General features: G+C 50.9%; 18 protein-coding genes. 3 read left to right on the top strand and 15 right to left on the bottom strand.

Features of this window, described 5'->3' with window-relative positions; all coding sequences use genetic code 11:
• Positions 1-4: 4 nt before the first annotated feature.
• From J4G02_03955 to J4G02_03925, 7 genes are all read right to left on the bottom strand, one after another.
• The gene (locus tag J4G02_03955; protein ID MCE2393746.1) at positions 5-1,411 is read right to left on the bottom strand and encodes a hydantoinase/oxoprolinase family protein; all 1,407 of its coding nucleotides are present in this window, start codon (positions 1,409-1,411) and stop codon (positions 5-7) included.
• Positions 1,412-1,422: 11 nt separating this feature from the next.
• A complete protein-coding gene (locus J4G02_03950) occupies positions 1,423-2,013 on the bottom strand; it encodes a hypothetical protein (protein MCE2393745.1) in 591 nt (196 codons plus the stop codon).
• A gap of 399 nt (positions 2,014-2,412) precedes the next feature.
• A complete protein-coding gene (gene recA / locus J4G02_03945; GenBank protein ID MCE2393744.1) occupies positions 2,413-3,486 on the bottom strand; it encodes a recombinase RecA in 1,074 nt (357 codons plus the stop codon).
• 207 nt (positions 3,487-3,693) lie between these two features.
• The gene (locus J4G02_03940) at positions 3,694-5,706 is read right to left on the bottom strand and encodes a discoidin domain-containing protein (GenBank protein ID MCE2393743.1); all 2,013 of its coding nucleotides are present in this window, start codon (positions 5,704-5,706) and stop codon (positions 3,694-3,696) included.
• A gap of 187 nt (positions 5,707-5,893) precedes the next feature.
• Positions 5,894-7,054 (bottom strand): iron-containing alcohol dehydrogenase, encoded by a 1,161-nt coding sequence (locus tag J4G02_03935; GenBank protein ID MCE2393742.1) that lies wholly within the window; start codon positions 7,052-7,054, stop codon positions 5,894-5,896.
• A gap of 75 nt (positions 7,055-7,129) precedes the next feature.
• Positions 7,130-7,699: an ankyrin repeat domain-containing protein gene (locus tag J4G02_03930; protein ID MCE2393741.1), complete on the bottom strand. Its 570-nt coding sequence runs from the start codon at positions 7,697-7,699 to the stop codon at positions 7,130-7,132.
• A 256-nt stretch (positions 7,700-7,955) separates the two neighbouring features.
• A complete protein-coding gene (locus tag J4G02_03925; GenBank protein ID MCE2393740.1) occupies positions 7,956-8,339 on the bottom strand; it encodes a GxxExxY protein in 384 nt (127 codons plus the stop codon).
• 392 nt (positions 8,340-8,731) lie between these two features.
• On the opposite strand from J4G02_03925, the gene J4G02_03920 reads away from it, so the two are divergent.
• Positions 8,732-9,727, top strand: coding sequence for a hypothetical protein (locus J4G02_03920; GenBank protein MCE2393739.1), 996 nt, complete (start codon positions 8,732-8,734; stop codon positions 9,725-9,727).
• Positions 9,728-9,732: 5 nt separating this feature from the next.
• Here the strand turns inward: J4G02_03920 and J4G02_03915 are convergent, their stop codons facing one another.
• The 8 genes from J4G02_03915 to J4G02_03880 all read right to left on the bottom strand — a co-directional run bounded on the left by J4G02_03915 (position 9,733) and on the right by J4G02_03880 (position 25,494).
• A complete protein-coding gene (locus J4G02_03915) occupies positions 9,733-10,560 on the bottom strand; it encodes an ABC transporter ATP-binding protein (GenBank protein ID MCE2393738.1) in 828 nt (275 codons plus the stop codon).
• Between the two features lies 1 nt (position 10,561).
• Entirely contained in the window at positions 10,562-11,014 is a 453-nt protein-coding gene (locus tag J4G02_03910; protein ID MCE2393737.1) for a PqqD family protein, read from the bottom strand.
• Between the two features lie 53 nt (positions 11,015-11,067).
• The gene (locus J4G02_03905; GenBank protein ID MCE2393736.1) at positions 11,068-11,997 is read right to left on the bottom strand and encodes a hypothetical protein; all 930 of its coding nucleotides are present in this window, start codon (positions 11,995-11,997) and stop codon (positions 11,068-11,070) included.
• Positions 11,998-12,050: 53 nt separating this feature from the next.
• On the bottom strand, positions 12,051-14,045 hold the full coding sequence (locus J4G02_03900; GenBank protein ID MCE2393735.1) for a hypothetical protein: 1,995 nt from the start codon (positions 14,043-14,045) through the stop codon (positions 12,051-12,053).
• 511 nt (positions 14,046-14,556) lie between these two features.
• A complete protein-coding gene (locus J4G02_03895; GenBank protein ID MCE2393734.1) occupies positions 14,557-15,642 on the bottom strand; it encodes an Rpn family recombination-promoting nuclease/putative transposase in 1,086 nt (361 codons plus the stop codon).
• Between the two features lie 11 nt (positions 15,643-15,653).
• Positions 15,654-17,651, bottom strand: coding sequence for a hypothetical protein (locus J4G02_03890; GenBank protein ID MCE2393733.1), 1,998 nt, complete (start codon positions 17,649-17,651; stop codon positions 15,654-15,656).
• Positions 17,652-17,886: 235 nt separating this feature from the next.
• A complete protein-coding gene (locus tag J4G02_03885) occupies positions 17,887-18,054 on the bottom strand; it encodes a hypothetical protein (GenBank protein MCE2393732.1) in 168 nt (55 codons plus the stop codon).
• Positions 18,055-18,072: 18 nt separating this feature from the next.
• Complete coding sequence (locus J4G02_03880; protein ID MCE2393731.1) at positions 18,073-25,494, bottom strand: LysM peptidoglycan-binding domain-containing protein; 7,422 nt, start codon at positions 25,492-25,494, stop codon at positions 18,073-18,075.
• A gap of 369 nt (positions 25,495-25,863) precedes the next feature.
• Here J4G02_03880 and J4G02_03875 point away from each other — a divergent pair, with 369 nt between their 5' ends.
• Positions 25,864-26,202, top strand: a complete 339-nt coding sequence (locus tag J4G02_03875; GenBank protein MCE2393730.1) for a helix-turn-helix transcriptional regulator — start codon at positions 25,864-25,866, stop codon at positions 26,200-26,202.
• Between the two features lie 27 nt (positions 26,203-26,229).
• The coding region (locus tag J4G02_03870) for an ImmA/IrrE family metallo-endopeptidase (protein ID MCE2393729.1) at positions 26,230-26,935 on the top strand (706 nt) is incomplete at its 3' end.

Below are 26,935 nucleotides of genomic sequence, written 5' to 3'. Positions count from 1 at the left end.
TGCCCTACGCTATGCTGAGAAAAAGATTTCCACCTTCGTCCACGCGGACACGCACCCACGGTTCGATCCAGATGGTTGTATCTGCCTGCTCGATGACGGCAGGTCCGGAGAACTCGCTTCCCCACGGCAGCAGTGAACGGTCGTAGATGGGGCATTCCACAAACCGATCTTCCACGTAGACAGGTCTGACGCCTTTCTGCGCGTCTTGCAAGGTGGTTTTAGGACTGGGTATAAGGTCTGGGCGCATACCAACCACAGCGGTTCGGAGATTTAGCAGGCGGATCGGGATGCTCTCCAGCAGCGTTTCTAAACCGCTAAATGTCTCGTCGACCTGTCCGTATTGACGAAGATATGCGCGACGAAAACTCTCTGCGATAACGCCGGGAGACACGGGTCCCGCTGGCAGCGGTGTCCGTATGACATGGGTTTGACCCTCATAGGAGATCTCCGCTTCCCGCATAACGCTTACTTGTGTCAGAGGAACCTGCTCACTCTTGATTAGTTCCTCTCCTTGTGCGAGGTGGTCAGCAAAAATTCCCTCTGCTTCGGTTGGGTCGAGTTCGGAGAGGCGACGGTTGATCATGGTCACAAAATCGTGTTGGAGATCGGCGATGACACACCCCCAAGCGGAGGCGATGCCGGGATAGTAGGGGACAAGCGCCTGTGAAACACCAAGTTCCCGTAGGAGGAAACTGACCATCAACGGTCCGCCGCCCCCAAAGGAGAAGAGCACAAAATCTCGCGGATCATGGCCACGGTCGATGGAGATACGTCGGATGCTACCAGCGATTCGGTTATTTGCAATGGTGAGGATTGCCAGTGCTGTCTCTTCTAGGGATAGACCGAGCGGTTGACCAATCTTCTCGATAAGAACAGACCGGGCTGTATCGAGGTCAAACGAAAAATCTGCTGCTCTCGCGATGGGATAATCCGGGTTGATTCGTCCGAGAATCACGTTTGCATCGGTGACGGTGGGTTCAGTGCCACCCAAGCCGTAGCAGACGGGACCCGGTTCGGCGCCCGCACTTTCGGGACCCACTTGGAGAAGACCTCCCTCGTCAATCCGGGCGATGCTACCGCCGCCCGCGCCGATGGTATGGATATCAATCATCGACACCATGATTGGAATCCCAAACTCCGGTTCGATCCCGTTTGACACGACCGGCTTGCCCTCTGTTACGAGGGATACATCAAGGCTGGTGCCTCCCATATCGTAACCGATTAGGTTCTCGAAACCGCTTTCTGCGGCGATCTTGGTGGCAGCGATGACGCCCGCTGCGGGACCCGATAGGACGGTATTGACTGAGAAGTCGCGGGCGGCTTCCACCGACATCATCCCACCGTTCGACTGCATGATGAGAAGATTCCCGCTGTAACCGCGTTCTTCCAAGCGGTCTTCAAGCCGAGCCAAGTAACGACTTACTATCGGCTGAACGTGCGTTCAAACTCACGGAAGAGTGGGAGGATATCTGCGGAAGCGACAATATAAAGATTAGGGAAGCGGCTTTCGAGGAGTGTTTTGGCATTGCGCTCGTTCGAGGAGTTGATGTAAGCGTTCAGGAAACTAATTACAATGGCGTCGACACCGTCGGTAACCAGTTCTTCGGCGGCTGTGATTACCTCCTCCTCCGATAGTGGGACAAGGATTTCGCCTTCTGCCGAGATCCGTTCGGAGACCTCTTTGCGTCGATCTCGTGGGATTAGCGGTTCATAGGATCCGGTGAGACCGTAAAGGTGCGGTCGATCGCGACGCCTCAGCTCCAGAATGTCTCGGAACCCACGCGTTGCAATCAGACCGCAGCGTACACCTTTGCGCTCCAAGATGGCGTTGGTCGCCACAGTCGTGCCGTGAATGACCAGTTCGATGTCAGGATAGGAAACCTCAAGCGCATCCAAGCCAGCAATTAAGCCGATCGATGGCTCGTGTGGCGTGGTTGAAGCCTTTCCAATCTGTAGCCGTACAACAATATCGGTGAAAGTGCCGCCGATATCCACACCAACAAGCTTTCCCATAAAATTGTCGCAGGTCTCCGTGCAGAGAATGCTCCTCTCCCTCTATAACGCTGTTTGCCCTTAAAGTTTTCTGGCTAGTAGGGAGCAACGATCGTTGTTCCCTACAACTCGCGTTATAGTAACATCTGAGATGTCTACCGTCAAGTATCAAAGGGAGAACTAGGGGCATTTAATTCTTCAATCGGGGAAACCAGATGCCCGCCTAAGATGTAAGGGGCAATCTGCCATAAGTAGCGCGAACTGTTAGTTTGCGACGGGGAATCACAATCTAAATGAGGTTGCAGAAAATAATTCGGTAATTCTATATTTTCCCCAAGCCCGGTAGATGCCGTTTTTAACCGCACCGGTTTGGAGTGCCTCATTAATTCTAAGGTCCACTATAAATAGCCCCTAGGAGAACTACTTACCCTTAGTTGCGTTTCCTGTGTTCTCGTCAACTATGGCATCAGCCTCCGACAATGAAGCGGTGCCAGATGGGAGGTGGATGCCAAGATTGGCACGAATCTTAGTCCCGATCTCGGCGGCGATTTCAGGGTGTTCCACTAGAAACTCTTTGGCGTTGTTCTTCCCCTGTCCGAGCCGTTCATCGTTATAGGAGAACCAGGGCCCACTTTTCTGTATGATTTCCGCCTCCGCACCGACATCCAAGATCTCCCCGATTTTACAGATGCCTTCTCCAAAGATAACGTCGAATTCAGCTTGGCGGAATGGTGGAGCGACCTTGTTTTTGGCGACCTTCACCCGAGTGCGATTTCCGACTATCTCGTCGCCATCCTTCAGGCGATCTGCCCGGCGTATCTCCAACCGAACCGAGGCGTGAAATTTGAGTGCCAATCCACCGGGCGTCGTTTCTGGATTCCCAAACATGACGCCAATCTTCTGTCGAATCTGATTGGTGAAAATTACGCAGGCTTTCGACTTGTTGGTGACACTGGACAGCTTACGCAAGGCTTTCGACATCAAGCGCGGCAACAGTCCAACGTGGGCGTCCTCCATACTGCCCTCGATCTCTGCATGAGGGGTGAGCGCCGCAACAGAATCGACAACCACAACATCAACAGCCCCGCTACGAATTAAGGTCTCGACAATATCTAGCGCCTGTTCCCCGGTATCAGGTTGGGAGATTAAGACGTTTTCCACGTTCACGCCAATCTGCTTGGCATACATCGGGTCTAGCGCATGTTCGACATCGATAAACGCTGCGACACCGCCCTGCTTCTGTACCTCTGCGATGATGTGAAGTGCAAGCGTGGTTTTACCACTCGCTTCATGACCAAAGATCTCGACAATTCGCCCGCGGGGAACGCCACCAACCCCTAGCGCAATGTCTAACGCTATTGAACCGGTCGGGACGACTGCGACGGGAATCACCTCGTCGCTATCCAGCCGCATAATTGAGCCTTTGCCGTGCTGGCGTTCAATTTGAGAGACTGCGAGATCTATCGCTTTCTGCTTGTCTGTACTCAGTTCCATGTTGATAATTCTCCTTGTATGGATAGATTAGTACCGCTTCAATGGGTTAATTGTATCATAACAGTTGTTAAAAAGTCAATAAAAAAAAGAGGCGCATGTAAAGAGAGAGTGCAAAGAGCGGAGAAACACCGAGTGTTTGTCGTATTGAGCGGTGTAGGGGCGGGGCAAGATGCCCCGCCTACGATGGGTGTGGCGTGTTGTTGTCCCTTATTTTCCTACCACGATGACCCCGTTGCGGACTTCGACCTGATCGCCGTTTGTCAACCGAATCTGGTAGATATAGGGGCCGATGTTCACAATTTCGCCCGCCTCATTTCTGCCATCCCATTCGACGCTCATTGTGTTGGAACTCATTACCGTTTGATTGACTAAGGTCCGGATGAGTTTATTGTGAAGATCGAAAATTTCAACGACCGGTTCCGTTCCGCCGATGTGGGAGGTGTTATGGCTCACGATTGTGAGTCGTGTCCGATCGGCGATTCCATTTCCGTCGGGTGAGAATGGGTTAAAGCTCCACGCTGCCTGAATCTGCGATGGGACAGCCTGAAACAGAGCAACTTCAGAGATGAAGTTGAGTTCCATACGGACGACCCGTCGATTCAAGTCAATTTCACCGCCTACCAACTGCCATTCTTGTGCGGATGCGTCCCAAGCAAAGATTTTCAGATCCGATTCTCGCCTGATGTTCGCAACCGTCAGATCTGAGGGGCGATACGCTAATTCAAGCAGTGCAGGACGCTCCAGGATCAGATACTCAAGGGAGTCAAATGACACGATTTTCGCGCCCAATATATTAAAAAACTCAACCTCGTTGAGTTGGAGGTTATTCGCCTGCTTGCTCTCCGTGATTTCAAGGCGAAAGTAGCGGGCGGAAGGGCGGGTTGGTAGTTCAATGGTGGTCACTTGATCATCGAACGCCGTGACTTCAAGAACATCTGTGAAATTTTCGTTGTTATTCGATGTGAGGAGTGTCGCACGCTGTGGTCCAAAGGAGGTCTCTCCTTCCACGTTAGCGTGTACAACGATACGGCTGACGGTGCGTTGGACCTCGAGATCAATTGTCAGGATGACAGGCAGCGGCACAAGCCCTGCAACCCACGTAGACGGTGGATCCAAGATGCCATCCACAGCGAAAGTGGGTGGTTGATCATGCAGTGCACTTGTCGCTTCAGCAGCAAACACACCTTGACGAAGTGCTTCAAAGCGGTACACAACCACCGGCGCTGTTCCTTTAACAATGCGACTGTTTCCGCGATAGGTGAATGGATCAACCGTTTCCGGTGGCACTGAAAAAAATTGTAGTTTCGTGATGTGTTCGTCAAAAGCCAGCGCCGGAATAACAACGGTTGCTCGGTCTCCATCGCTCAAGGTGAAAACCCCGCCTTCAGCTGCTTCGGGCTTTAACTCCGGAAGATAAGAGAGGGAAATCATTTCTCGGTCCACGGCGTTCAGTGAATCCGGATCCGATGGTGCTAGTTCCCTAGCAGTTACCGAAAGTCGGTTTACGCCGGCTTCTAGCATCACCTTTATAGAAAAACTTGCACAGTAGGGGCCAGTCAGATTTGGGGGGCAGACATCTGTTAGGAGCAGCCGAATTGCGATGGACTGGATCTGCCCCTGTATAACTCGATCGTTCGTGTCTAAGAACTGGATTGACTCAATCGCGATTGGCTCAATCTGCCATCCTTCGAGCATCTCGATTTGGACGAATTGTGCGGAGATTGCTGATGGAAAGTCAACCACCGTGCCATGGAAATTGGGATCTATGCCCGATGGGATGTTGAAGGGCTGAGCTGCGGAGAGGTTGGCTCCGGCTTGCGAGAACGCAAGACGTGCCAATCGGGGACCGCGCGGAAACCCCCGATCAACCACATGTCGGATCAGCATTCCCTTGAGTTCCTGCGCGCTTCCGAGATCTACGACGACCCCATAAATTGAGTGGGTCAGTTGCCTGAGATCTAGGACGCCGCCGGGCGTGTTGGTCGAAACGATAACTTCCCCTGCGACTGAGGACTCAACGATTCCCTTGATTTCTACTGTTTGATTGTTTGTTGTGAAATCGGTGGTTGGGCTGATGATAGAAAGATTTGTCCGAGCTACTAATTCGCCGGCACTTAGGAGGATGAGGAGAATTGAGAAAAGGGTGAGGTGAAATCGCATATTTTTAAGCGTGAAATGTGATGCGTGAAACGTAAAAAAAACTCCGCGAATCTCTGCCAATCTTCTCGAATAAAAAAGGAGTAATGTAAGTTGGATTGAACGGTTAGCACCAACCTATAGGGGTTGGGTTTCCCAACCCGTTGGGCGAGGCAACCTCGCCCCTACGATTAGGTTCTGATTGGCGAATGACGGACGCGCCTCAAATAAATGTCAACAGAATCTATGCTGACATGTAAAACGTAACGGATTAGAGCGCCTGTTGATACAGGTTGATCATGTCTTGTCCGGTGCAGGGGCGGGGATTGGTCAGGTGGCACTGATCCACCATTGCCTGCTGGGCGAGATGAGGAATCATCTCTGCCTTCACATTGACCTCGCGCAAGTGTGACGGAATGCCGATATCTTTGCACAGCTGCGCGACCTGATCTATTGCGGCTTGCGCGGCTTTCTCCGGTGATAGCGCGTGGATATTCACGCCAAATGCCGCAGCGATGTCCCTTAGTTGATCCGTTGCAGCATCTTTGTTAAACGTCATTGTGTATGGCAGGAGAATCGCGTTTGCCAGTCCGTGATGTAGGTCGGTGACGGTCGAAAGCGGGTGTGCCAGTGAATGGGTGACGCCCAGTTCTTTTTGAAACGCGATGGCACCCATCATCGCCGCCATCATCATCGCACCCCGGGCTTCGAGATCGCTGCCATTGTCAACGGCGCGACGCAGATTTTGGGCAACCAGTTTTACCCCGGCAATGGCGATCCCGTCGCAGATCGGGTGATAGACGGTTGAGAGGTAGGATTCAAGATTGTGGGTGAGTGCGTCCATCCCAGTCGCAGCGGTCAAGGTCTTGGGCAATCCAACGGTCAATTCCGGATCTACGATTGCGGTTTTGGGCAGCAGGTGAGGACTAAATACCAACGCCTTGCGGTCCAGCGATTTTATAGTAACAACCGCGCCGCGCCCAACTTCACTCCCGGTTCCCGCAGCGGTTGGAATGGCGAGCATCGACGGTAGGTCGGACGAGATTTTCTCCAATCCTCCGTTGAGGACTTCGTATTCCGCTAACGGTAGGGGGTGGGTTGCCTTCAAGCAGATGAGCTTGGCGACATCTAGCGGACTCCCACCGCCCATGCCAATTACGAAGTCACAGCCTTCCTTTTGGAAAACCTCCACGCCATCGAACACATCGGCTTCGACTGGATTGCCGTGGACGCCGTCGTAGATTGCGTAGTCGATTCGTGCTGCCTCAAGTCGCTGCGTGACTTCATCTGCTAATCCTACTTGGCGAATCCCCTTATCCGTTACCACCAACACTTTCTGGGGCGAGAACGGCGAGAGTTGTTCGGCGAGTGTGTTAATTGTCCCGACGCCGAAGATGATTTTGTTAGGAAAACTCAAGATGGAAGGGGACATGTAGTTATCCTTTTTCTGATGCGCGATGCGTGAAACGTAATTGGTTCATGCGTGAAATGTGATGCGTAAGTTGGTTCATTGGTTTGCCAATCGTAGTTCTGCGGTCGTTTTCCCGCCATGTTCGACAAGCACCTCGATAACGGCTTCATTGCCTTTCCGAATGGCGTCGTCCAACGCGGTTTGATCGCGATCCCCCGTTGCCCGGCGGTTAATATCTGCCCCGTGTGTGATTAGCAGCAGAGCAGTCCTACGATAGGCCTCCGAGTCTTCTTTGCCGCTGGTTGAGCCGCCTTGAGCTGCAGCGTGGAGTGCTGTTGTCATACCGAACGCATCGCCGTTGACATCTGCCCCATCTTTAAGGAGCAATTCGACGGCTTCGGTGCAGCCTGCGTCCGCGGCCCAAGCGAGCGGTGTTCGCCACCACTGAGCGCGGCGCGCGTTCGTGTCTGCCCCGGATTGAATGAGTCGCTCACACAGGTTCGTCATATTTCGGTGGGATGCCCAGTGCAGTGGTGTTGCACTTCGGAGGATACCTTCTCTGAGTGATTCGCCGATGGCGAGTGCGGGTTGTTGTTCGATAAGTTCTTGTGCAGTTCGTTCGTCTCCATTGTCAATTGCATCGATCAGTTCATCTACAGATGCCATGCTATACTCCAATAAAACTTTGGTTCTTATTCGCGTGGATTTGCGTGATTCACGGGTGCTTATTTTTGTCCACGAATCAACACGAATCTCTATAAGATTTAATCAGATGCCTACTGCCTCCAAGCTAGTCCTGAGAGCGAACATCCGATGTCGATTAACTATTCATTAAAACTCTTGACTCTTATTTGCGTGGATTCGCGGGTGCTTATTTTTGTCCACGAATCAACACGAATGTTTATAGGATTTAATCAAATGCCTACCGGCTCCAGACCATCCGTTTCCATTCCAGATCCTTCTCCGCACCAAAGTTGATGAGAACACCGACTGGCAATCCGGTTGCTTTGAGATAATTGAGTAGCTGTGCTTGTTCGTGCGAAGTCAGATGATTAAGGGCTTTGATTTCGACGATGATTTTTTCATAAACAACAAAGTCTGGCTTATACTGCTGCTTGAGTTGGTATTCCTTATATCTAATGTTCAATTCTTGTGGTGATTCAAAGGAAATCCCTCGCGTAGACAGTTCGATTTCCAATGCTTCTTGATACACCGATTCGAGAAAGCCGGGACCTAGCACATTATACACTTCCATCGCAGCACCAATGATAGTATACACTTCGTTTTTGTGAAGCAGTTTTGGCATTTCCTGTGCTTCTCCTCAAAGCGAACAACTGGTGTCAATTAGTCATTGATTAAAGCCTTCAATCTTTATTTGTGTGGATTCGTGTGATTCGCGGATGCTTATTTTCCTTCACGAATCAGCGCGAATATAAATTGTTGGTGTTGTAAACTCTCGTAACTCTGAAAGCATTATAATCAAAAGCAATCCGCTTAGTATATGAGGATTGTGTGCAAATGTCAACACTCTTTCAAAGTCGCGAGGGTTACGGAAATTGTATTGACAGCAGATTGGGTCAGTGCTATAATGTGCAAAACAGCGTTAAATTATTACGCCGACTAAGCGCTTATATCCGAAAAAAAATAACACCAATCCATGCTCAGAGTATCCATCAATATATAGACGGGAGGCGGACCGTGATAACGTCTTTCTTAGAAAAACCTGCTGCTTCACCGCTTATGCCAATTCCAGAAACAGCGGTAAATATTTACACGCCAAAAAATCCCTTTCCGGCGGAGGTCGTGAGTAAGTATCGGATCACGGATAGTTCCAGTCCGAATTACGGCTGGCATGTCGTGCTGAATCTGAAAGGGAGCGAAATGGTGGGGAAATATCGCATCGGTCAGAGTATCGGCGTGGTGCCGACTGGACGCTTCAATGACGCGGAGTTCAATTATGCACATGAGGCACTGAACGATAAGATTCGGTTGTATTCAATCACTTCTGCCTGCTGGGGCGATGATTGGAAGGGAGAGACCGTATCGCTGTGTGTCAAACGGGAAATCGCAGAGGATACGGAAACAGGCGAATTGGTTTTGGGCGTGGATTCAAATTATATCTGTGATGCCAAGCCCGGCGATGAGATGCTCATCACGGGACCCGTCGGTAAGAGCTTCCTACTACCGGATAACCCGCTCGATTACAATTACGTCTTCACAGCAACGGGGACTGGGATTGCCCCGTTTGTCGGGATGCTCGTCGAGTTATTCAATCAGGGCTATGATCGGGAGGTCTGGCTGGTCTTTGGCGTTCCGTATTCGACAGACATCATGTATAACGAAGAATTTCTTTATTTCGCAGAACGTCAGCCAAACTTTCATTATGCCACTGCGATCAGCCGAGAACAGACCAACGCACGCGGCGGCAAGATGTACGTGCAGGACCGCCTCGAAGAGCATCAGGACGAGCTCATTCCCCTGATAGAGCAGCCGGATACCCTGTTTTATATGTGTGGGTTAAAGGGCATGGAATATGGCATCTATCCGTGGCTCTATCGGATAGGGTCGAACCTCGTCAACCTTCCCGACGGTCTGACCGTGGCGGACGTTGAGGGGTTGTCTCGTAATGCGCCGGAGTGGTCGAAGATTGAGAGGGCGCGGGATAAAGAACGTCTATTCAAGGAAACGTACTAAAACGTCTATCCAACTTCCTCACCGTCAAGCCTACCGACCTGCAGATCGATCTCTTCGCGGGTCTCCATCTTATCGATTTTGCCGTCCGCCATGTAGAAAATTCGATCTGACACATCGAGCATCTTTGTATCGTGAGTGGCTGTGATAATTGTGACTCCATTCTCCTCATTTAGACTTTTCAGGAGGTCGATAATCTCAAGCCCGGTCCGTGTGTCTAGGTTTCCCGTCGGCTCATCTGCAAGCACGATCGCGGGATCGTTTGCGAGGGAACGCGCAACGGCGACACGCTGTTGCTGACCACCGGAGAGTTCAAGCGGCTTATGCTGAACCCGTTCTCCTAACCCTACAGTGGTTAGCAGTTCAACCGCTTTGTTGCGGCTATCGTCAGCGGTCATCCCAGCGAAGATCATGGGGAGGGAGACATTTTCGAGGGCGGTCATCACGGGGATAAGGTTGAATGATTGGAAGATGTAGCCGATTTTGCGGCAACGCAGCCACGCCAGTTCGTAGGCGTCCAGTTGCGCGATGTCCACCTCGTCGATGTAGACTCTGCCTTCTGTCGGCTTGTCTAAGCCCCCAATCATGTTGAAAAGCGTTGACTTACCGGAACCTGATGGTCCCATAATCGAGATGTACTCGCCGCGGCGGATTTCAAAGTTAGTGCCACGCAACGCCTCAACGACGGTAGTGCCCATCTCGTATTTCTTAATCAGGTTTCTGACCCTTACCGTGTTTTCCTTCGGTAGATCTCTCGCAAATCGTGCGGGTGTTTCTGTTGGAACGGCAGTGCTCGCTGCTGTTTCTGGTGCTACTGCTTCTTGAAGTTCTGCCATTTTACTTTCTTCCTTTCTTCGATTGTTGGGGAACCGCAAATCCTACCATTCCCCGCTTACCTAACTGCCGCATGAACGTGAACAGCGATGTCTCCGCCTCTTTTCTCGTCATGCGATATTTGTCACAAAGTTGTTTGACAATATGACCGATGGAGTTATGCCCATCACACAATTGCCACACAAAGCCTCCGACATCGTCCAAGACAACCACACGGTTGGGGGGCAGCATAAACAGCTTTGCAACCAACTTTAACCACAGCGTCTCCTTTTGGGGGATAACCAATGAAACTTCTCCTTTGTCATCGACTTCCCATTCGATTAACTGGTTGCGTAGCGGCAGTGATTGTAAGATGGCCCCTCGATCTAGATCGGATTCTGGACGCTTTTTCAGCCTGAGTTTATAAAGGATTGAATTAATCATCGTCTTATTTAGTTCATTGGTACATTGGTTCATTAGGTCACTAGTACATTAATGAACTTTTGAACTAATGGACTTTTGAACTCTGCTTAATGACACTGGATGCTCGCCGCAATTTCTTCGGCTGTCCTCGCTGCATCTTGTTTGGCGATCGCTTGGACGACGTAGATCCGATTGGAGTGATGACAGTGCCAGAGGTTCACGGCGAAAGTTTTGCGTCGCATAATTTTGTCGACAACCAGCGCGGGCCCAAAAGGCACGCGGTCTATGAGACGGGTTTCCTCGCCGATTAGCGTTAGCCGTTCTTCTGCATCGCCGTTGCTGGATTCAATTGAGAAGCCGTATCCGCGGATGGCTTTGGCATATCTACCTCGAAACCACTCCTCAAGGTCCTGTTCCTTCAGAGTAACGTCTGCAACTCCATACCGTTCGATGCTAACTTTTCGGCTGCCATCTACGAATGAGAAGAGCAGGTAGCCGGACAACAGTTTATGCTTGTCGAGGCGATAACGCCGCGGCACTTCTGCGTTGAGTTGGTAGGCACTCCAGAGCGTCGCCTGCCCTACCGAGTGATCTTGAACCGAACTCAATATACGACTGGTTGTCTCCTTAATATTTTCCTTGAGATGTCCCATAACCTGCACGATTGTAATTCGCTTGCAGGTCTGACAGTGGAAGATAACACCACTTGCCCGAAAGTCGCCCTTCCAATTGAAAAAAACAACCTCTCTGTCCTCGAAAAACTCCTCATCCTTAATTAGATTGACGTTACGTTGGATGTGAAGGTTTGTGTCTTTACGTTTGTAATTCTTGCGGACGAGCTTGAAATAGTCGTCAAGAACTTTCTGGAGGTCTGGCTTCTTCTGCTTTGACTCGGACCATTTTAACTCAAGGCGCGGCATATCCGCGTCCTCTAGGCGCAGGTATCCGCTTTTATCGTCACCGGATAATCCACTCAATTCCCAATCTGCGGGTAGTTCAAGGGTAATGCCACCCCACCCTAGTGTTGTCCAGTTCATAATTGGTTTATTAGTTCAACTATGGTTACGGCACATGGAGTGTGCCTACTACTTTAGAACGGTTTGACGATTACCGCTTTGGAGACTAGCGCAATTGCAACCGTTCCCATCCCAATCAGTCCAACGCCACAGGTGAAGCCCGCCGCTAAAACCGGATTAAACATGAACCATCGTTTCAGACCGAATTTCTTAATCATGTAAAATCGACCGATAATTGCGCCCATCACTTTTGGAAGCATCATTCCGGGATCCGCGCCGATGCCGCCCACGATCCCGTAGAACCACATGCTTGGCATCTTCGCTACCCAGAGCAGCCCGTAAATTGCCAGCGAAGAGGCGAAGCCAGCCGCCACATAATTGCCGCGAATGGCTTGCAACATCTGGCTGTTCCCGTCCCGAAGCGAGGTTTTCCAGAGGCATTCGTTGGTCGCATAGAGGGGCCACCACGTCTGTGCAAATGGGTATCGCGCCGACGGAATTGGCGCAACTTTCCAGACAAAATGCCAAACCACAATGCCAGAGATGATCAGGATCGGCATAATCAGCAATCGTGCGGCGATACTACTGGTGAAGGTGGTGCCTGTCAGTTCAAGAACGCGCCAACTTTGTGTGCCCCGTCCGTAGTCTTCGTCGGGCAGCGGGACGAACCAGATATCGATCTCCTCATATCGACTCAAAATAAATGTCGTTTCGTGGAGGTAAGGGATCTCGAAAAGATCGCGACCGAGGATCCCGTACGTGCGTGCGGTAATGTATGAGTTGATCGGGGTATACAAAAAGGCGAAGCCGAGCAGGAAAATCAATGGAAAGTTCGGTGCCATATAAACATGAACGAGATAGATGAAAGTCCCCATCCCAAAAAGCCACAGGATTGCCATCAACCATAGCGGAAAATCGCCGCGTCCCGGCGGAGGTTGCAGCGATCTACGTACCCCTGACTGCTCCTGTCGCGCCTGTCTAAACTTGATCACCATTGGAATCGAGGCTGCCATACCAACGAAAGCGAAGCTGAAAGATTTTCCCATCCCAAAGCTAATCCAGAAATCGAGACCATTGTATAAGCCCACACCGCGAACATCTAAGCCGGGACGCCACTGATGTAAGATTTCCTTCGGGTATAGAATATGTGGATTCAGGATAAACTGGGTGAAGAATGCTCCAACCAGTTCCGTCATAATGATGGGAAATGGCAGTACAAAACCGGTGAGTACCGCTCCGAAGTCGGTCGATAATGCGAACACACCTGTTGGCGCGATCTCTTCGATTACATTCGTAAAATCAATAAATGGAATCTTCAGGAGCTGGATCGGGGTTGTCATCATCACGCCTGTGAGCGAAGGGATGCCGATATAGATAAATCCCCAGATCAGCCCTGCCATAGATCCAACCGAAAAGACACGCCACCGCCAAGTTTCCGCACGCCCAGTGGTTTCGGCTAGGGCGGTCGCGCCTTGCGCTTCGATGGGTGCCATTGGGTAAGGTAGCCGCTCCATGTCCGCTGTCAGACGAAACAGAAAGTAGCCTGCGCTAATATGGCGAATTTCTCCCAATAACTTGAATATCAGAAAGAATGCGATGGGCCAAAACCAGTCCATGTGCAAGAGCGAACGCTCTGCAATGGCTATCGCATCTTTCGCCGGCACAATCCAGAAAGGGATCTTATCCGCGATTTCATACGACGCAGCTTGTGGCGTATTGACAAAGTAAGCGTACCAGATAAAGCCGCGATACTGAGCCCCAGACCCGACCGCTGCACCGGTGAGTCCAAGTAACATATAAAGCTCTTGTCGCCGAGCGGTTGTGAAAGATCGACGGGCCAACTCCGTGAACAGGATAACTGCGACCCACGGCGCTGCCCCTGCGCCGGACTGACCGGATACGAGGGTCAGATAGATTGACCCCGGCATCATCAGCAAGCCGACAAAAAGCGCCCCAAGAAAGACCTTCAGCGTTAAGCCCGACTCAAAGGTTCGGATGCCACCATCGATGTCGTAGCGCTGCGCCCAGACTTGCCACTCTTCTGCTTGTGTAATGCGTTCTCTTGCCATAACAAATCAGGTTCATTAGTTCATGGGTACATTTCCGCTAACTGTACTCAGGGGTTCTTAAAGTTAATTGTTCATTTAGTAACTATTTCTTTCATTATAATAAACGTCAGTAAATGGATTAGGCTTTCTGCAGAATAATCGAGCCCTAATAAAAGTGAAATCCCCCAAAAACAACCAAATCTGATTCCTCAAATAATGACCCAACACCCGCGAATACAGAGAATTTGGAGGATAGATTCAAAGCAACTTGAAACGATTGAGGGTTTCTGTAGGTCGATTTTCCAAAATCGACATTTACTCATGTTAAGAAATCGTGCAACAGAAACTACGTTTTTGTTAAAAACTCAGTTTCTCTTCGTGCTTTATTGGCAAGACTTACGCAAGAACCATAGGAATAACCGGTACAGTTGAGTTTGTGATTTCCCACAGCCCGATGATGTCATCGGAACTCCCACTGACCCAATGTGCACCCAGCAGGACTGTACGCCACTCTGAGGACTGAATCCGTACTCTATGTGTCCAATGCTTGTAGGAACGCTTCAAAACTGGAGGCTTGGACTGCCCTGAGATGGAGTTGCGTCAGACGATCGGTGTCGAGTATCAATTCAAGTTCCTGCTGAATGCGCTGCGGGTTATTCTGCGGGAATCTTGCGTTGAGTATTGAGAGAATATTTTTGATAGTAGTTGCACGCGCGCCTTGTTCAACGCCTTGTTCAATACCTTGTTCAATGCCTTGTGCCTTGCCGCGTTCAAGCAGCATTTCTGCCATTGACTGTGCCATCGGGGATACCTCCATTTCTTCCGTATACCGCTCTACCAACGTTAGTAACTCATTGTGTTCTTCGGCAGGACGCCGATGCAGAATCAATAACAACAGATACATGATTGCTCTATACCGCTGCTCCGATTCTGCCACATCCAGTGAGTTCAAGTGTGATAGTGCTTGAACCAACGCTTCACTGAGTGCCTCTCGGCTTGCACCTTCCTTTTGAATAACCGTTAGCAGCCATCCCAACGGGTGCCCTGTCTTTGTTAAATCCGTCTCATCTGTTTCCTTCACGCTTAAAAACAACGTATCAAATTTGGGAACAAACCGAGAGAGTATGTCCGGAATGTCCATTATGTCAGTAAGCGTCAGGGAAACGCTCCAACGCCGCTCCCCCGTATATAACACCATCGGGAGGATCGGGTGCAGACGCCGCTCACTTCCCGGAACATCGTCTGACTCCCACTCCCTACGTTGTGCGTCCCACAGTTGGGTCATGTAAAACAGCACTCGAAATCCCATCAGCGGATCTACCGTGGATTGGTGTTCAATCAGGATATAGATGAGGAGTTCATCGGTTTCCGAACCCCGCCGAAATGGTACGCTGAACACGAGGTCCGATTCCTGTTCTCGGAGGGTGTCGGAAATAAAACTTCTGTTGAGCGGTATGAGTTGGTCAAAATCTAAAAACGCTACCAGCTCGCTTGCAACGATTTCTACTAAGCCACGGACGTATTGCTTGTCTTGGAGTAACCATCGCGCACTTCGGTCAGGAAAGTGTTCAATCGGAAAATCGACAGAAGCGCGTTCTTCTGTTTCCTCAGTTTGCATCGTTTAATGAACTAAAACGGTTTGACGATGACCGCTTTGGAGACCAGCGCGATCGCAACCGTTCCCATGCCAACGAGTCCGACGCCACAGATGAAGCCTGCCGCCAAGACAGGATTATACATGAACCATCGTTTCAGGCCGAACTGTTTGATCATGTAAAACCGACCGATGAGTGCGCCCACCACTTTTGGAACCATCATCCCTGGGTCTTGACCGATCCCGCCAACAATTCCGTAGAACCACATACTTGGTGCCTTTGCCATCCAGAGCAGCCCGTAAATTGCCACTGAGGAGGTAAAGCCGGCTGACACGTAATCACCACGAATGGCTTGTAGCATCTGGCTATTTCCATCTCTGAGTGAGGTTTTCCAGAGCGCTTCATCAGTCGCGTAGAGGGGCCACCATGTTTGTGCAAACGGATACTGTGAGGACGGGATAGGCGCGATCTGCCAGATAAAATGCCAGACCACGATTGTTGCAACAATCAGGAGTGGCACCATCAAGGCGCGCCCAAGAACATCGCTGGTGAAAGTCGTGCCGGTCAGTTCAAGCACGCGCCAATGCTGTGTACCCGCGCCATAATCTTCATCTGGTAGGTGGACAAACCAGATGTCAATCTCTTCGTATCGGCTTAAAATAAAGGTTGCTTGATGGATGTAGGGCAGCACGAAGAGAGGTCGCCCTAACACCCCAAATGTTCGTGCGTTGATATAGGAGTGTAACGGGGTATACAGGAAGGCAAAGCCGAGGAGGAAAGAAACAGGGAAGTTTGGCACCATCCGATGCACAATCCATACATATACCACCATACTGAGACCCCATAAGCTGCCCATCAACCAGATGGGAAAGTCGCCCCGTCCCGGTGGCGTTTGCAATGAGCCTCGCGCACCAGCCTCTTGTTGTTTTTTTCTTCTGAGGCTCAACATGATTGGGATGGACGCTGCCAACCCAACGGCGGCAAAGCTAAAGGATTTGCCCATATTGAAACTCAACCAGAAATCGAGGTCATTAAACAGCTTGACCCCACGCATATCCAATCCCGGCCGCCATTGATGTAGAATCTCCAATGGATAAAGGATTCGTGGGTTCAGGATAAACTGGGTGAACATCGCTGCAACGAACTCGCTTATAATGAGTGGAAACGGCAGCACAAATCCCTGTAGCATCAGTCCAAAATCTGTCCATAGGGCAAACATCCCCGATGGCGCAAAGCTTTCGATGCTGGGAGTGAAGTCTATAAATGGGATTTTCAGGATCTGTATCGGTGTTGACATCATCACGCCTGTGAGCGCAGGAATACCGATATAGAAAAACCCCCAGAACAGGCCCGCCATGGATCCAATCGAAAAGACACGCCAACGCCATGTTTCGCCCTGTCCGGTGGTTTCGGCTAATGCGGTCGCGCCCTGTGCCTGAATCGGTGCCAACGGGTAGGGGAGTCGCTCCAAATCTGCTGTCAGACGGAACAGAAAATAGCTCGCGGTAATATAGCGAACCTCTGCCAGTAACTTCATGACTAAAAAGATCGCAAGGGGCCAGAACCAATCCATGTGCAACAGCGAACGCTCTGCAATCGCCACTGCGTCTTTTGCGGGTGCGACCCAATAGGGGACTTTGTCCGCGATTTCATACGACTCTGCCTGCGGCGTGTTGATAAAGTAGGCATACCAGACAAATGGATAGGCACGATATTGGATCCCAGAGCCGACCGCCATGCCGGTTAACCCCAGCAAAATGTAAAGTTCTTGTCTCCTTGCGGTTGTGAAAGACCGGCGTGCCAATTCTGTAAATAGAATAACCGCCACCCACGGCGCGGCGCCCGCGCCCGACTGACCTGCAACCAGTGTCAGATAGATTGAACCCGGCATCATCAACAGTCCGATGAAGATCGCACCGAGAAAGACTTTCAGGGTTAAGCCGGACTCAAAGGTTCTTAAACCGCCTTCAACATCGTAACGTTGTGCCCAAGCTTGCCACTCTTCTGCTTGTGACACCCTTTCTCTTGCCAAATTTATGCTCCTTTCAGGACACAGCTCGTAAAACGTAAAACGTAAAACGTGAAGGGAATGAGTAAATACAGGTTTTTAATGAAACACAATTGTAAGATGTGTTCATGAGTTCATTGGTACATTGCTTGGTTTTCGGTTTCTTAAAATCTTACAGAACCGCGAATCCACGATAACGAAATAGGGAGATTCAAAGCAATCTTTTCTTACGTTTCACGCATCACGTTTCACGAGCCCGTTATTTTTTTTCTCGAAAAAGCTCTTCCCAAACGTGGGCAATCATAATTCCAACCATAAGAATTAGGGCAGCGAGTAGTTGTGCCTGCCATCTACCTTGCATGGCGAAAATCGAAAATACCCAAAAGATTGCACCGATAAAAATTAAGACATACGCTAGTTTTTCCATTGATTCTGTTTTCTCCTTTTAATCTGCTGGTGCCGGTTGAGCGACCAGACCGCTCGCGTCCGGAGCGTCTTCCATCTCGTTCTCTTGGCGTCCACGTTCATGGAACTCACCGCGGATATCAGCACTGAATGTCCGCCAGATCAGTAACTGTTTGCGGACGAGGTTCAAGAAACGGCGGTTGACACGCTTCCATGACGCGATCTCCCCGCTCTCGCGGTGGACATCGAGGTGAATCTTATACAATTCTTCCTCTTCACCACCAACCGGTGAGGTGACAAGCCGAATAGATTGACTGACCCCGAGATCGTAGGGCGCGAGCCACACCATCATACTGATGTTGTAGGCTTCTCCCTCTTCGTCTTGCCCTTCGACGGCCACAGGCGTTCGACCGAAGGCGACCTGATCCGTGTAGAAGTCGCTCGCAGATTCGTCGGCGTGCGCCTCAAAGTAATCGCGCATAAAGATGTTCAAGCCGAGCGATTCTTCTGCCAACACTGTGAAGGGGAGATCGAAGTGCCACTCGTCGCCTTCAGGCTCCGGCAGCTGCCATTTCCGTTCAATGTCAGGCACCGCCATGCGACTGGCTTTAATTGCCGGGTACAGTGTACTTCCAATCACGACAATCATGACAATAATGGTTGCTACCACCGTTGACATTGACGAGTAGTTGAGCGTCAATCCAGCGAGTAAGCCGAAATTGACGAGGATCGTTGCAACAGCCTGACCAAGCAGGTAACCGAGCACCGCACCGACAATCGCATACACACACGCTTCTGCGAGGAATAGGAAGGCGATATGCACAGGGGCAAGCCCGACAGAACTGTAGATGCTGATTTCACGTACCCGTTCGTAGACCGCACCGAGCATCGTGTTCAGAACAATTAATGACGCAATGAGGATCGGTATGAACAGATTACCCATACCAGAGAAAGAGGTCATTCCAATTGAGCTGTAGAGATAGGTGTCCCGATCTTTTCCAACGAAGAAGTCAAGGGCGATTCGATTCATCAGAGGTGCCATGATCAGGTCGAGCTTATCGGCGGCACTGAAAATTTCTGGATCGCCGGGCTGTGTTTCCATGTTGACAGCGACCGAGCGTAGCGTTCCACCCTGATTCATCACCACATCATACGGCAGGATAGCCACAGCGTCGGGAGGTAGATGGATATATTTCTCCAGCTCACCTTCCATGGCTTGGTTCTGGCCCTGTGCGCCGCCGCCTCGTGCCTCCTGTTGCTGCATCAGTTGGTAGTCAACGGGTGTCAGTTCCTCACCATCGTTATCCTGTAGGTCTTTGAAGCCGATACCGAGGACACCCGTAACGGTGAAATCTGCACCGTATACGGAGACGGTCGCTTTGCCCATATCTGCTTCGGTGATGCCGAGCAGATCCGCCATGCCTTTAGGCAGGACACAAGCGTAGGGCCATTGTGTGGGCCACTCCGCTTCATCGTCGGGGTGATACCATCGACCGTACTGGAGGTAGCGATCAATGCCTGTGACACCGGGTTCGTCTTGACTCATCCCTACCAACATGGTGGCGGAGTAGGTCTTTGGCTGACCGGTGGTGGTATTGACAGGCGGTACGGGATCTTGCGGGTTGGCGGTGCGCTCTAGCTGCACAAACGACTGATCTCCGGTTCCCGCAGACTGATACCACGCACGTGGGGCGACGATGTTGTGCACTCGCAATATGGATTCTTCACCTTGTTCCATCAATGTTCCCTGCTGACGTAATTGGGCTATGGTTGCTTCAATTTCTACGTCAATCTGCTCTCCAGATTTACCTTTTTGCCCTAATCGTTTCTTCAGCAGTAGCCGTAAATCGCTCTCAGAGATTTGCGTTTTCCGCAAATCATTTGTGAGTGAATTGACAACGGGTTCTTCGAGCGGATTCCAATACTGATCTCGGATAAGCATCCCGGTGTACCGCGGCGTCACTGAAGGTAGGTTGGTGCTGTTAGGGTGCATAAAGGTACGCACCGATGTGAAGGAGATGACCGTAAAGGTGAGAATGACTAGTGTGCTGCAGGTGAGGATGGTGCGCCCTTTCCGCTTACGCATGTTGGAAATACCCAAGCTGAAAGCGGCAGCAGAAGCAGACAAACGTCCCACGTCTGCCTTATAGACGTTTGATCCCTCCTGCTTAATTTTTTCCACCTGTTCTTCAAACTTCCGGACAATAATACTGATCACGATTGCCGTTAATGCGAGGACGACGAACGCAATCAGGATGATAACCGGCGTCGTGGTAATCTGAAATGCGGGGTGCACCTGCGCCAAGAAGAAAAATACAACGAGGAAGATCGCAGCTGTCCCGGCAATCTGTTTCTGTACGGTTGGGAAGGCGAATATCAACCGTTCCATGAAGTAGGCGAACGGGATCAGCAGCGCGAGATAGAACATCACGCCGTTGACCACGTCATTACCCGTTTTCTTCACGTCGGGATAGGCGCGGGATTCGTATCCCCAAGCGGCACGCGCGAGTTTGAGTGCCTGCTGATAGTCTTTTTGGGTGAGTGCAGCCTCCGCCTGATTTAGATGTTCGTTGGCGAATTGGTGGAGCTGATCGAGCCGATCGCTGCTGATGCCGAACCGTTTGTACAGACTTGCCCGGTTCTCATCGAGCCACCACATATCGCGGACAACAACGTATGGGGTTACGCGAATGCTACCGTTCTCGCGGACAACGAATCCTTCCCCGGTGTAGAGCGTCGGGTTCTTCGTTCCACTCTTGCTTGCCTTAATCAACAGCAGGCGTTTGCCGATTTGTCCATACGCCATACCAATCTTGATACGGCTGTTGGGTTCCGAATAGACGAGCGCGATTGGCTCAGTTGCCGAGACACCTTCCTGCTGCCACGGCTTCGACACGCCATACTTTTCCGGTGGGCTATCGCTTGCGGCATCAAAAACTTCCAGTTCACGAAGGGTTCGTAAGTATCGCTGATCCACAAGATCGAAGATAGTGGTGGACACACAGGGGAAAACCACAATCCGGCACCCACGACGGTGGGTGTTAATCGGTATCAGGTTCGGCAAGAGCTTCGCACCAAAGTTGCCGAGATCTGGTGCGTAGACAATATCTCCAGAATCCGGGTGGAGGATGTAGGCTTCTACCTCTTGTGTTCCTTTGAGGCGGATGGTGGCACGTCCCTCCATCGCGAGACCTGCGACCTCAAAGTTTCCTTTGTTGTCTCCCATTGCGATGAGATCGCCTCGCACGCCCATCATCGTCTTGTGCTGACTCCGCAAAGCGAGGACAGGATATTCCACCGGCTTATTTGGCAGTGCACTTTCGCGGGCATCATACTCGACCACATCACCAAACAGGTTACAGTAGAAGTTCCCGACCCGTGCGGCGGTGGGCATCTTCGGATCGCGCATCGCTTGGATAAGAACAGCGGCAAGGGTTTTCGCCTGTTTATGCAAGGCACCATTTTGACTCAGATCCATTCGGTCGATTGTATCGAGCGGGGTATCGGTCAGAACACGCGCATCGTCGATGGTGGCAAAAGCGATTCCGGTAAAGCCGGTCAGGGTTGCCACTTCGCTATCAAAGGCTATCTTTCCGGGGATATAGGTCTTCCAGATCTTACCGCCGCTGGCGGAGATCGCGTTGACGAAATTGGTCTCGCCGCCGAACCCGGCGATATCAATGAGTGCCTTAATGTCATCGACCTCTTCTTGGGTGAATTCGGAGGGGTCTTCGTAGCGCAGCGCAAGCATCGCATCCAGTCGATTGAGCAGACGCACCTTATTCTTCCGTTGCTTCCGCGCCTCACGGATATCGTTTCGGATGAATCGTTCGACCTCCTTACGGATATAGTCCATATCCTTGAGCATGTCCTCGGAAGGTTCGCCCTGATTTTTCATCTGTTCAAACTGCATCTTCATCAGTCGAGAAACGCCGGAGAGACCGACCAATGTTGCGTAATGTTCGGTGACTAAACTTTCAAGGCTCTTGCCTTCAATGGCTTTTTTCGGATCGATGCCAGCTGCAACGGTCCACTGGGTATTCATGACGGCTTGGCGGATCTGGTCGTCAGTGAAGGTCCATAGTTTCTGGATACGCTCACCGAAATCGGCTTGCTCCGCGTATTCGGCCAGCTTATTTCCGATGGAAGCGAACTCACGGCGGAGGACAAATTCGGGTTGTTGGTCGTAGAACCATCCTTTGTTGAATACGCCGAATTGGTCGTTCTGGCTGGAGAGGTCAATGGAGATAAACAGCGAGGTGTAGTAACGATTGAAGATGTCTTGCAGTGCGATCGCTTGCTCGATAGAACGTATCTTCCGCGTGTATTCCGATTCGCTGATGCGTGCAATCTTCTCCACCCGTTTCTGTAGATTGCGGAATCGAGCGTTACGCATCGTGAGCAGGTTGTCGCGGAGGAGGATCTTGGTCTCCTCGTCTGGGTCCCGATCGAGGCGATCAAGGATGTTCAGCAGGTTCTGGAGTTCGACAATATCGTTCTTGGCGCGCCGCTTCACCGTCTCTAGTAGGTGTTGTTCTTCCAGCTCACCGAAAATCTGCTCTCGGACGGTCATCGCTCGGTCTGCTGCGTCTTCAGGGAGATAGTGGCGGAGGACGAGTGCCTCTTCGGCGAGGTAGGGACGGTTCAGCGAGGCGTGGCGTTCGAGGAGGGATTCAATCCGAAAGCGCTCAAGACGGGCATTACGCATCGCGGTTTCGAGGATACTCTGTTTGTCTCTGGTTAGGTCATCAACCAAAATTTGGTCGAGTTCTCGTGAAGTTACCGTTCCCGTTGTCGGGTCCATCATCTCCAACTTCTGGTGGAGTTGGGTCTGGACAATCTCAAACTGTTTGAGGGTCGCTGCGTTAAGGAAGAGTTTTAGCTCATCAGCAAAGCCGTCGGGATTGTGATCCGGCCTAGCACTTAGCTGGGTGATAGCGCTTTTGATGCTATCCTCCGCATCACTGGTTGTGGGAATGTTTGCGAGCGTTCGTTCAAGGAGTTGCCGTTCTTCTTCGATGTATGCTTCCAGAGATTTTTCAGCGCGGCTGACAACCCGACGGGCTGATTTGATTCGTTCCAAACCCTTAAAGTCGAGATGACGGTCTAGCAACTTGTCTTGGGCATACTGAAGCGTGAATTTCCGCGGGTCTTCAAATTCCCAGTCCTGCAAAGCTGCCGAGAGTTGCTGCACATCTGCCTCCAAATGCGAGGGTAGATCGCTTGGCACGGGCAAATAATAACTTGCGTCCTCCCGTTCCTTCGGGATGAGATAGCTGCTGTCTGGCGTTTGAACATATTTCCCGCCAACCTTATTTGCTGCCAAATCCGCTTCCAGTTTGCTGATTGCCCACACATCCAACCGAGCCATCGGTAAGGCAATCTGTTCAATCAGTTCGCGCTGGGTTTCACGGCATTCATCCAATGCTTGGGTACGCAGTTTTAGGGTACGGTTAAGCATCGAACGAAGGAATTGAGTGGTCTGCAGCGCATCTTTCTTGAACTTTGCAAGGTTGACCTCCAGCCGTGACTTCTCCTCTTCGGTAAATCCCTGCTTCTCCCGTTTTTTAGTTGTTTCGAGTTTCTTTTTCTCTTTCTCTTTCGCTTCACGCTGGGCGTTACGCAACGAGTCAATTTTTCCCTTTGTTGTTTCCAGATCGGAGAGGGTTGTTGCTAGGGAGACGACATCTGCTTTGAGGGTGTGGACATCGTGGAAGAAGTTCGGGGGCAGATCTACCAGCACATTCCGGTCGATCGACAAGAGCAGCTTGCGTCCGAGTTCTTCAAACTCAAAGAGGTCGGTGCTCAAACCGCGCCGCAGCCCGCGCATTGTCGGTGTGCCTGGGGAATCCGCTTCTCGCCCGACGATGTCTTGCCCAATCCCTTCCATGAATGCTCGCATACCACCTAGCCCTTGGAAGTGGGCATCTGTAGCGACAAACAGAAGGGAACGCCCCGGCCGGAATTCTTCTTGGCTAAAGATACGAGCAAGTTCCAATAGCGCGGCAATGCCGCCGGTGGGATCTGCGCCGGGTGCCATGGCGGGGACGACCGACATGGAGTCGTAATAGCCGGTGATAACGACCAATTCGTCCTTCAGGGTTGGGTCGCCACCTTCGAGGAAGCCGCGAATGTTCTGCCCAATACGCTGTTCCCACGTAATGGTACTGGTGAGACGTGCATAAAGTTTTTGGGCAGGTAAGTCCATTTGCTCGTCCCCTTCGCCAAGCATAGCTAGGAGTTCATTGGCATCCTCCTTAGCAATCCAGAAACGGGGGATGTTGGCGGGGACCGTCAGGAATTTGTTTTCAGCTTCCCCACGGATCGTGGTCTCTGGCTCGATGAAGAGGACAGCTTTTGCGCCAAGCATGGCGGCGTTGATCCATTTAGTGCTGGAATTGAAGTCAACGAGTGTAACGCTGCCTTGGGGAATAAAAATGCTGGATTCATAGGCAGCGACAAACTCGCCATCTTCGTCAATTTGCCCATTGTTGTTGTTATCGATACCATCAGTTGCGTCGCCGGGGCGTTCGTCAACGAAGTCGTCACCGTCGTTGTCGATGCCGTCGGTATCCCATTGCAGGATCTCAGTCAGCGGGGGAATCTCGCCATATTCGTCAATCTGTCCGTCTTCGTTGTTGTCAATGCCATCTTGCGTCTTTTGGAGGTGACCGTTAAGAACATCGTCAGTGATGCTGCCGACGCCGATACGGAAACGGTGGGCGAGGTCTTCCAGCGTGTCGCCTTGTTGAACTTTGTGCCAGAAACCGCCAATATCTTTGCCGTTGAAGGAGGCGAGTTCACCAGATCCGCCGTAAAAGAGGGGTGCGGTCAGCCCGCCGGTAGGAATAAAGAGCGAGTTGCCTTCTACCAGCACTAATTCGCCCGGTTCGTCGATTTCACCATCATCATCGTTGTCGCTGCCATCGGTTGCTTGGTCTCGGAGGTATTGGTTATGGGGGTCAGCCAAGATCGCTAGCGGATCAACTTGATAGGATTTAGCAATTCCGTCAAAGGTCTCGCCTTGAACAACTACGTGAGAGACACCGTTGGGGAGGAAAGAGGTACGAACAAGGTTGGGCCAGATGGACCAGATTCGGTAAGTCTTAATAAGCGTTTGGTCTTCGGAGAGAATTTCTACCTTTCCATCACCGTGATCTATCGGAACAGAGACAGGAAACTCGCGGCTCTCGACGTTTTGTAAGCCGATTTCGACAAATTGATCAAAGATGTATTTGCTGCCTGATGCGGCTTCGTCGTAGCCAGTGACACGGGTGGGCAGATTGGAGAGTCGAGCGATGTCTTTTCGCATTCGACCGATATCGATTTTGTCAACGATCTTGACCGCAGCTTCCGAGAGTCCGACAGATAGCTGCTCCTCCACCGCAGCATCCGCGTACGGAGCGAGCAGCGCAAGGATGCAAAGCCATAAACTGATGTGATAATATCTCTTGATGATCATGGTGATTCCTCCGATTTTTTTGATAGGCTGACCGGCGCATAATATGTTATCGTGTTTAGATCTGTCAGATTCTATCATAGTCACAAAGTCTTGTCAAGATGCAAAAACGGATCTAATTCACAAAAGTGAGGTTTCTGGACGGTATGTTTCTATTGAAATTTATATTCGCTTTTGGTATATTGACCCATCGGTGAGACGTGATGCGCGAATCGTTTTGACATAAATTTTCGTTAATTTTATTTTAGACCTTGCATTGAAACGGCGTAATATGTTAAAATGGGAATCACAATCGTTAGAAGGTGTGATAAACACGCTTTTCTGCGATCGTAATACCGTTTATAACCTAACCCAATCAGGAGGTATGTGATTATGTCTGTTTCAGTACGTATTAAGAAACGTCGTGATAAACTCGGAATGACACAAACACAACTCGCAAAAGCGGCCCAACTGACGCCCGCGGCGATTTCACAATTTGAGTCCGGTGCCCGTAAACCTGCATTCGACACACTGTCGAGCCTCGCCGATGCGTTAAAAGTTACCACGGACTACCTTCTCGGCAAAAAGGAGCATAGCTACGACGATCTTTTGGCGGATCCGAAAGTCAGTGTTATGTTTAGAGGCATCATGGAGCTTTCCGAGGAAGATAAAGAAACGTTGATCGAGTTCTACCAATTTCTTAAAGACAAAAATGGTAAAAGCACAAAGTAGCACAATGATGAAGGATCTGGCTTGAATATGCATCAGAGACCTTCCCGAAAAGATCAGACTGCAGAGCAGGCGTCCTCCAAACCCACTCTGGATCCCGCCGAGGGTGCGCGACAGTTGTTGCGTGAACTCAATGTTCAGGACCTCCCGATTCAACCGCGAGATATTGCAGAACAGTTGCAAATCGTCGTTTGGGAACGGGAAATGGAGAGCCAATACGATGGTTGCTTGATGCGGGTCGGCGATACTTGGGGTATCCTGCTCAACAATCTGATTCAATCACAGTCTCGAAAGAATTTTACAATCGCTCACGAATTGGGGCATTACTACTTGGAGAGTGAGGAAAACGAGAGACAAATTTCCGCTACGGGTGAGAAGGACCGCGTGGCGGAATTTGTCTCTCAACACCGCTGTCAGCGCGAGGATCTGCGTGGATTTGACTCGCACCGAGTAGAGGAGCAACGTGCCAATCAGTTCGCAGTTGAATTGCTGATGCCCGCCCCCATTTTTCGAGTAGACGCTGCCGATCTGCCTAAAATCGGGTTGACGGCGATTGATACCCTCACTGCCAGATATTCTACCTCTTTGACCAGCACGGCTATTCGCTACACTCGCTTGAGTCCGCATGTTTGTGCGATTGTGCTGTCTGAGCAGGGGCAGATTAAATATTTTGCGTATTCAGAGCGGTTTCGTCAGAACAGCGATTGCTATCTTGACACAAACAAACCCCTCCATC

Source organism: Candidatus Poribacteria bacterium (assembly GCA_021295755.1).
GTDB lineage: Bacteria > Poribacteria > WGA-4E > WGA-4E > PCPOR2b > PCPOR2b.
Note: the sequence above shows the minus strand (reverse complement) of the source record. Positions and strands in the feature narration are given on the sequence as shown.

What these genes read in the sequence shown, in the direction of transcription:
- J4G02_03885 (MCE2393732.1), bottom strand. Translation starts at nt 18,054, where the DNA reads ATGGAAAAACTAGCGTATGTCTTAATTTTTATCGGTGCAATCTTTTGG.
- J4G02_03905 (MCE2393736.1), bottom strand. Translation starts at nt 11,997, where the DNA reads ATGAACTGGACAACACTAGGGTGGGGTGGCATTACCCTTGAACTACCC.
- J4G02_03925 (MCE2393740.1), bottom strand. Translation starts at nt 8,339, where the DNA reads ATGCCAAAACTGCTTCACAAAAACGAAGTGTATACTATCATTGGTGCT.
- J4G02_03930 (MCE2393741.1), bottom strand. Translation starts at nt 7,699, where the DNA reads ATGGCATCTGTAGATGAACTGATCGATGCAATTGACAATGGAGACGAA.
- J4G02_03900 (MCE2393735.1), bottom strand. Translation starts at nt 14,045, where the DNA reads ATGGCAAGAGAACGCATTACACAAGCAGAAGAGTGGCAAGTCTGGGCG.
- J4G02_03910 (MCE2393737.1), bottom strand. Translation starts at nt 11,014, where the DNA reads ATGAACCAATGTACCAATGAACTAAATAAGACGATGATTAATTCAATC.
- J4G02_03935 (MCE2393742.1), bottom strand. Translation starts at nt 7,054, where the DNA reads ATGTCCCCTTCCATCTTGAGTTTTCCTAACAAAATCATCTTCGGCGTC.
- J4G02_03880 (MCE2393731.1), bottom strand. Translation starts at nt 25,494, where the DNA reads ATGATCATCAAGAGATATTATCACATCAGTTTATGGCTTTGCATCCTT.
- J4G02_03875 (MCE2393730.1), top strand. Translation starts at nt 25,864, where the DNA reads ATGTCTGTTTCAGTACGTATTAAGAAACGTCGTGATAAACTCGGAATG.
- J4G02_03950 (MCE2393745.1), bottom strand. Translation starts at nt 2,013, where the DNA reads ATGGGAAAGCTTGTTGGTGTGGATATCGGCGGCACTTTCACCGATATT.
- J4G02_03915 (MCE2393738.1), bottom strand. Translation starts at nt 10,560, where the DNA reads ATGGCAGAACTTCAAGAAGCAGTAGCACCAGAAACAGCAGCGAGCACT.
- J4G02_03895 (MCE2393734.1), bottom strand. Translation starts at nt 15,642, where the DNA reads ATGCAAACTGAGGAAACAGAAGAACGCGCTTCTGTCGATTTTCCGATT.
- recA (MCE2393744.1), bottom strand. Translation starts at nt 3,486, where the DNA reads ATGGAACTGAGTACAGACAAGCAGAAAGCGATAGATCTCGCAGTCTCT.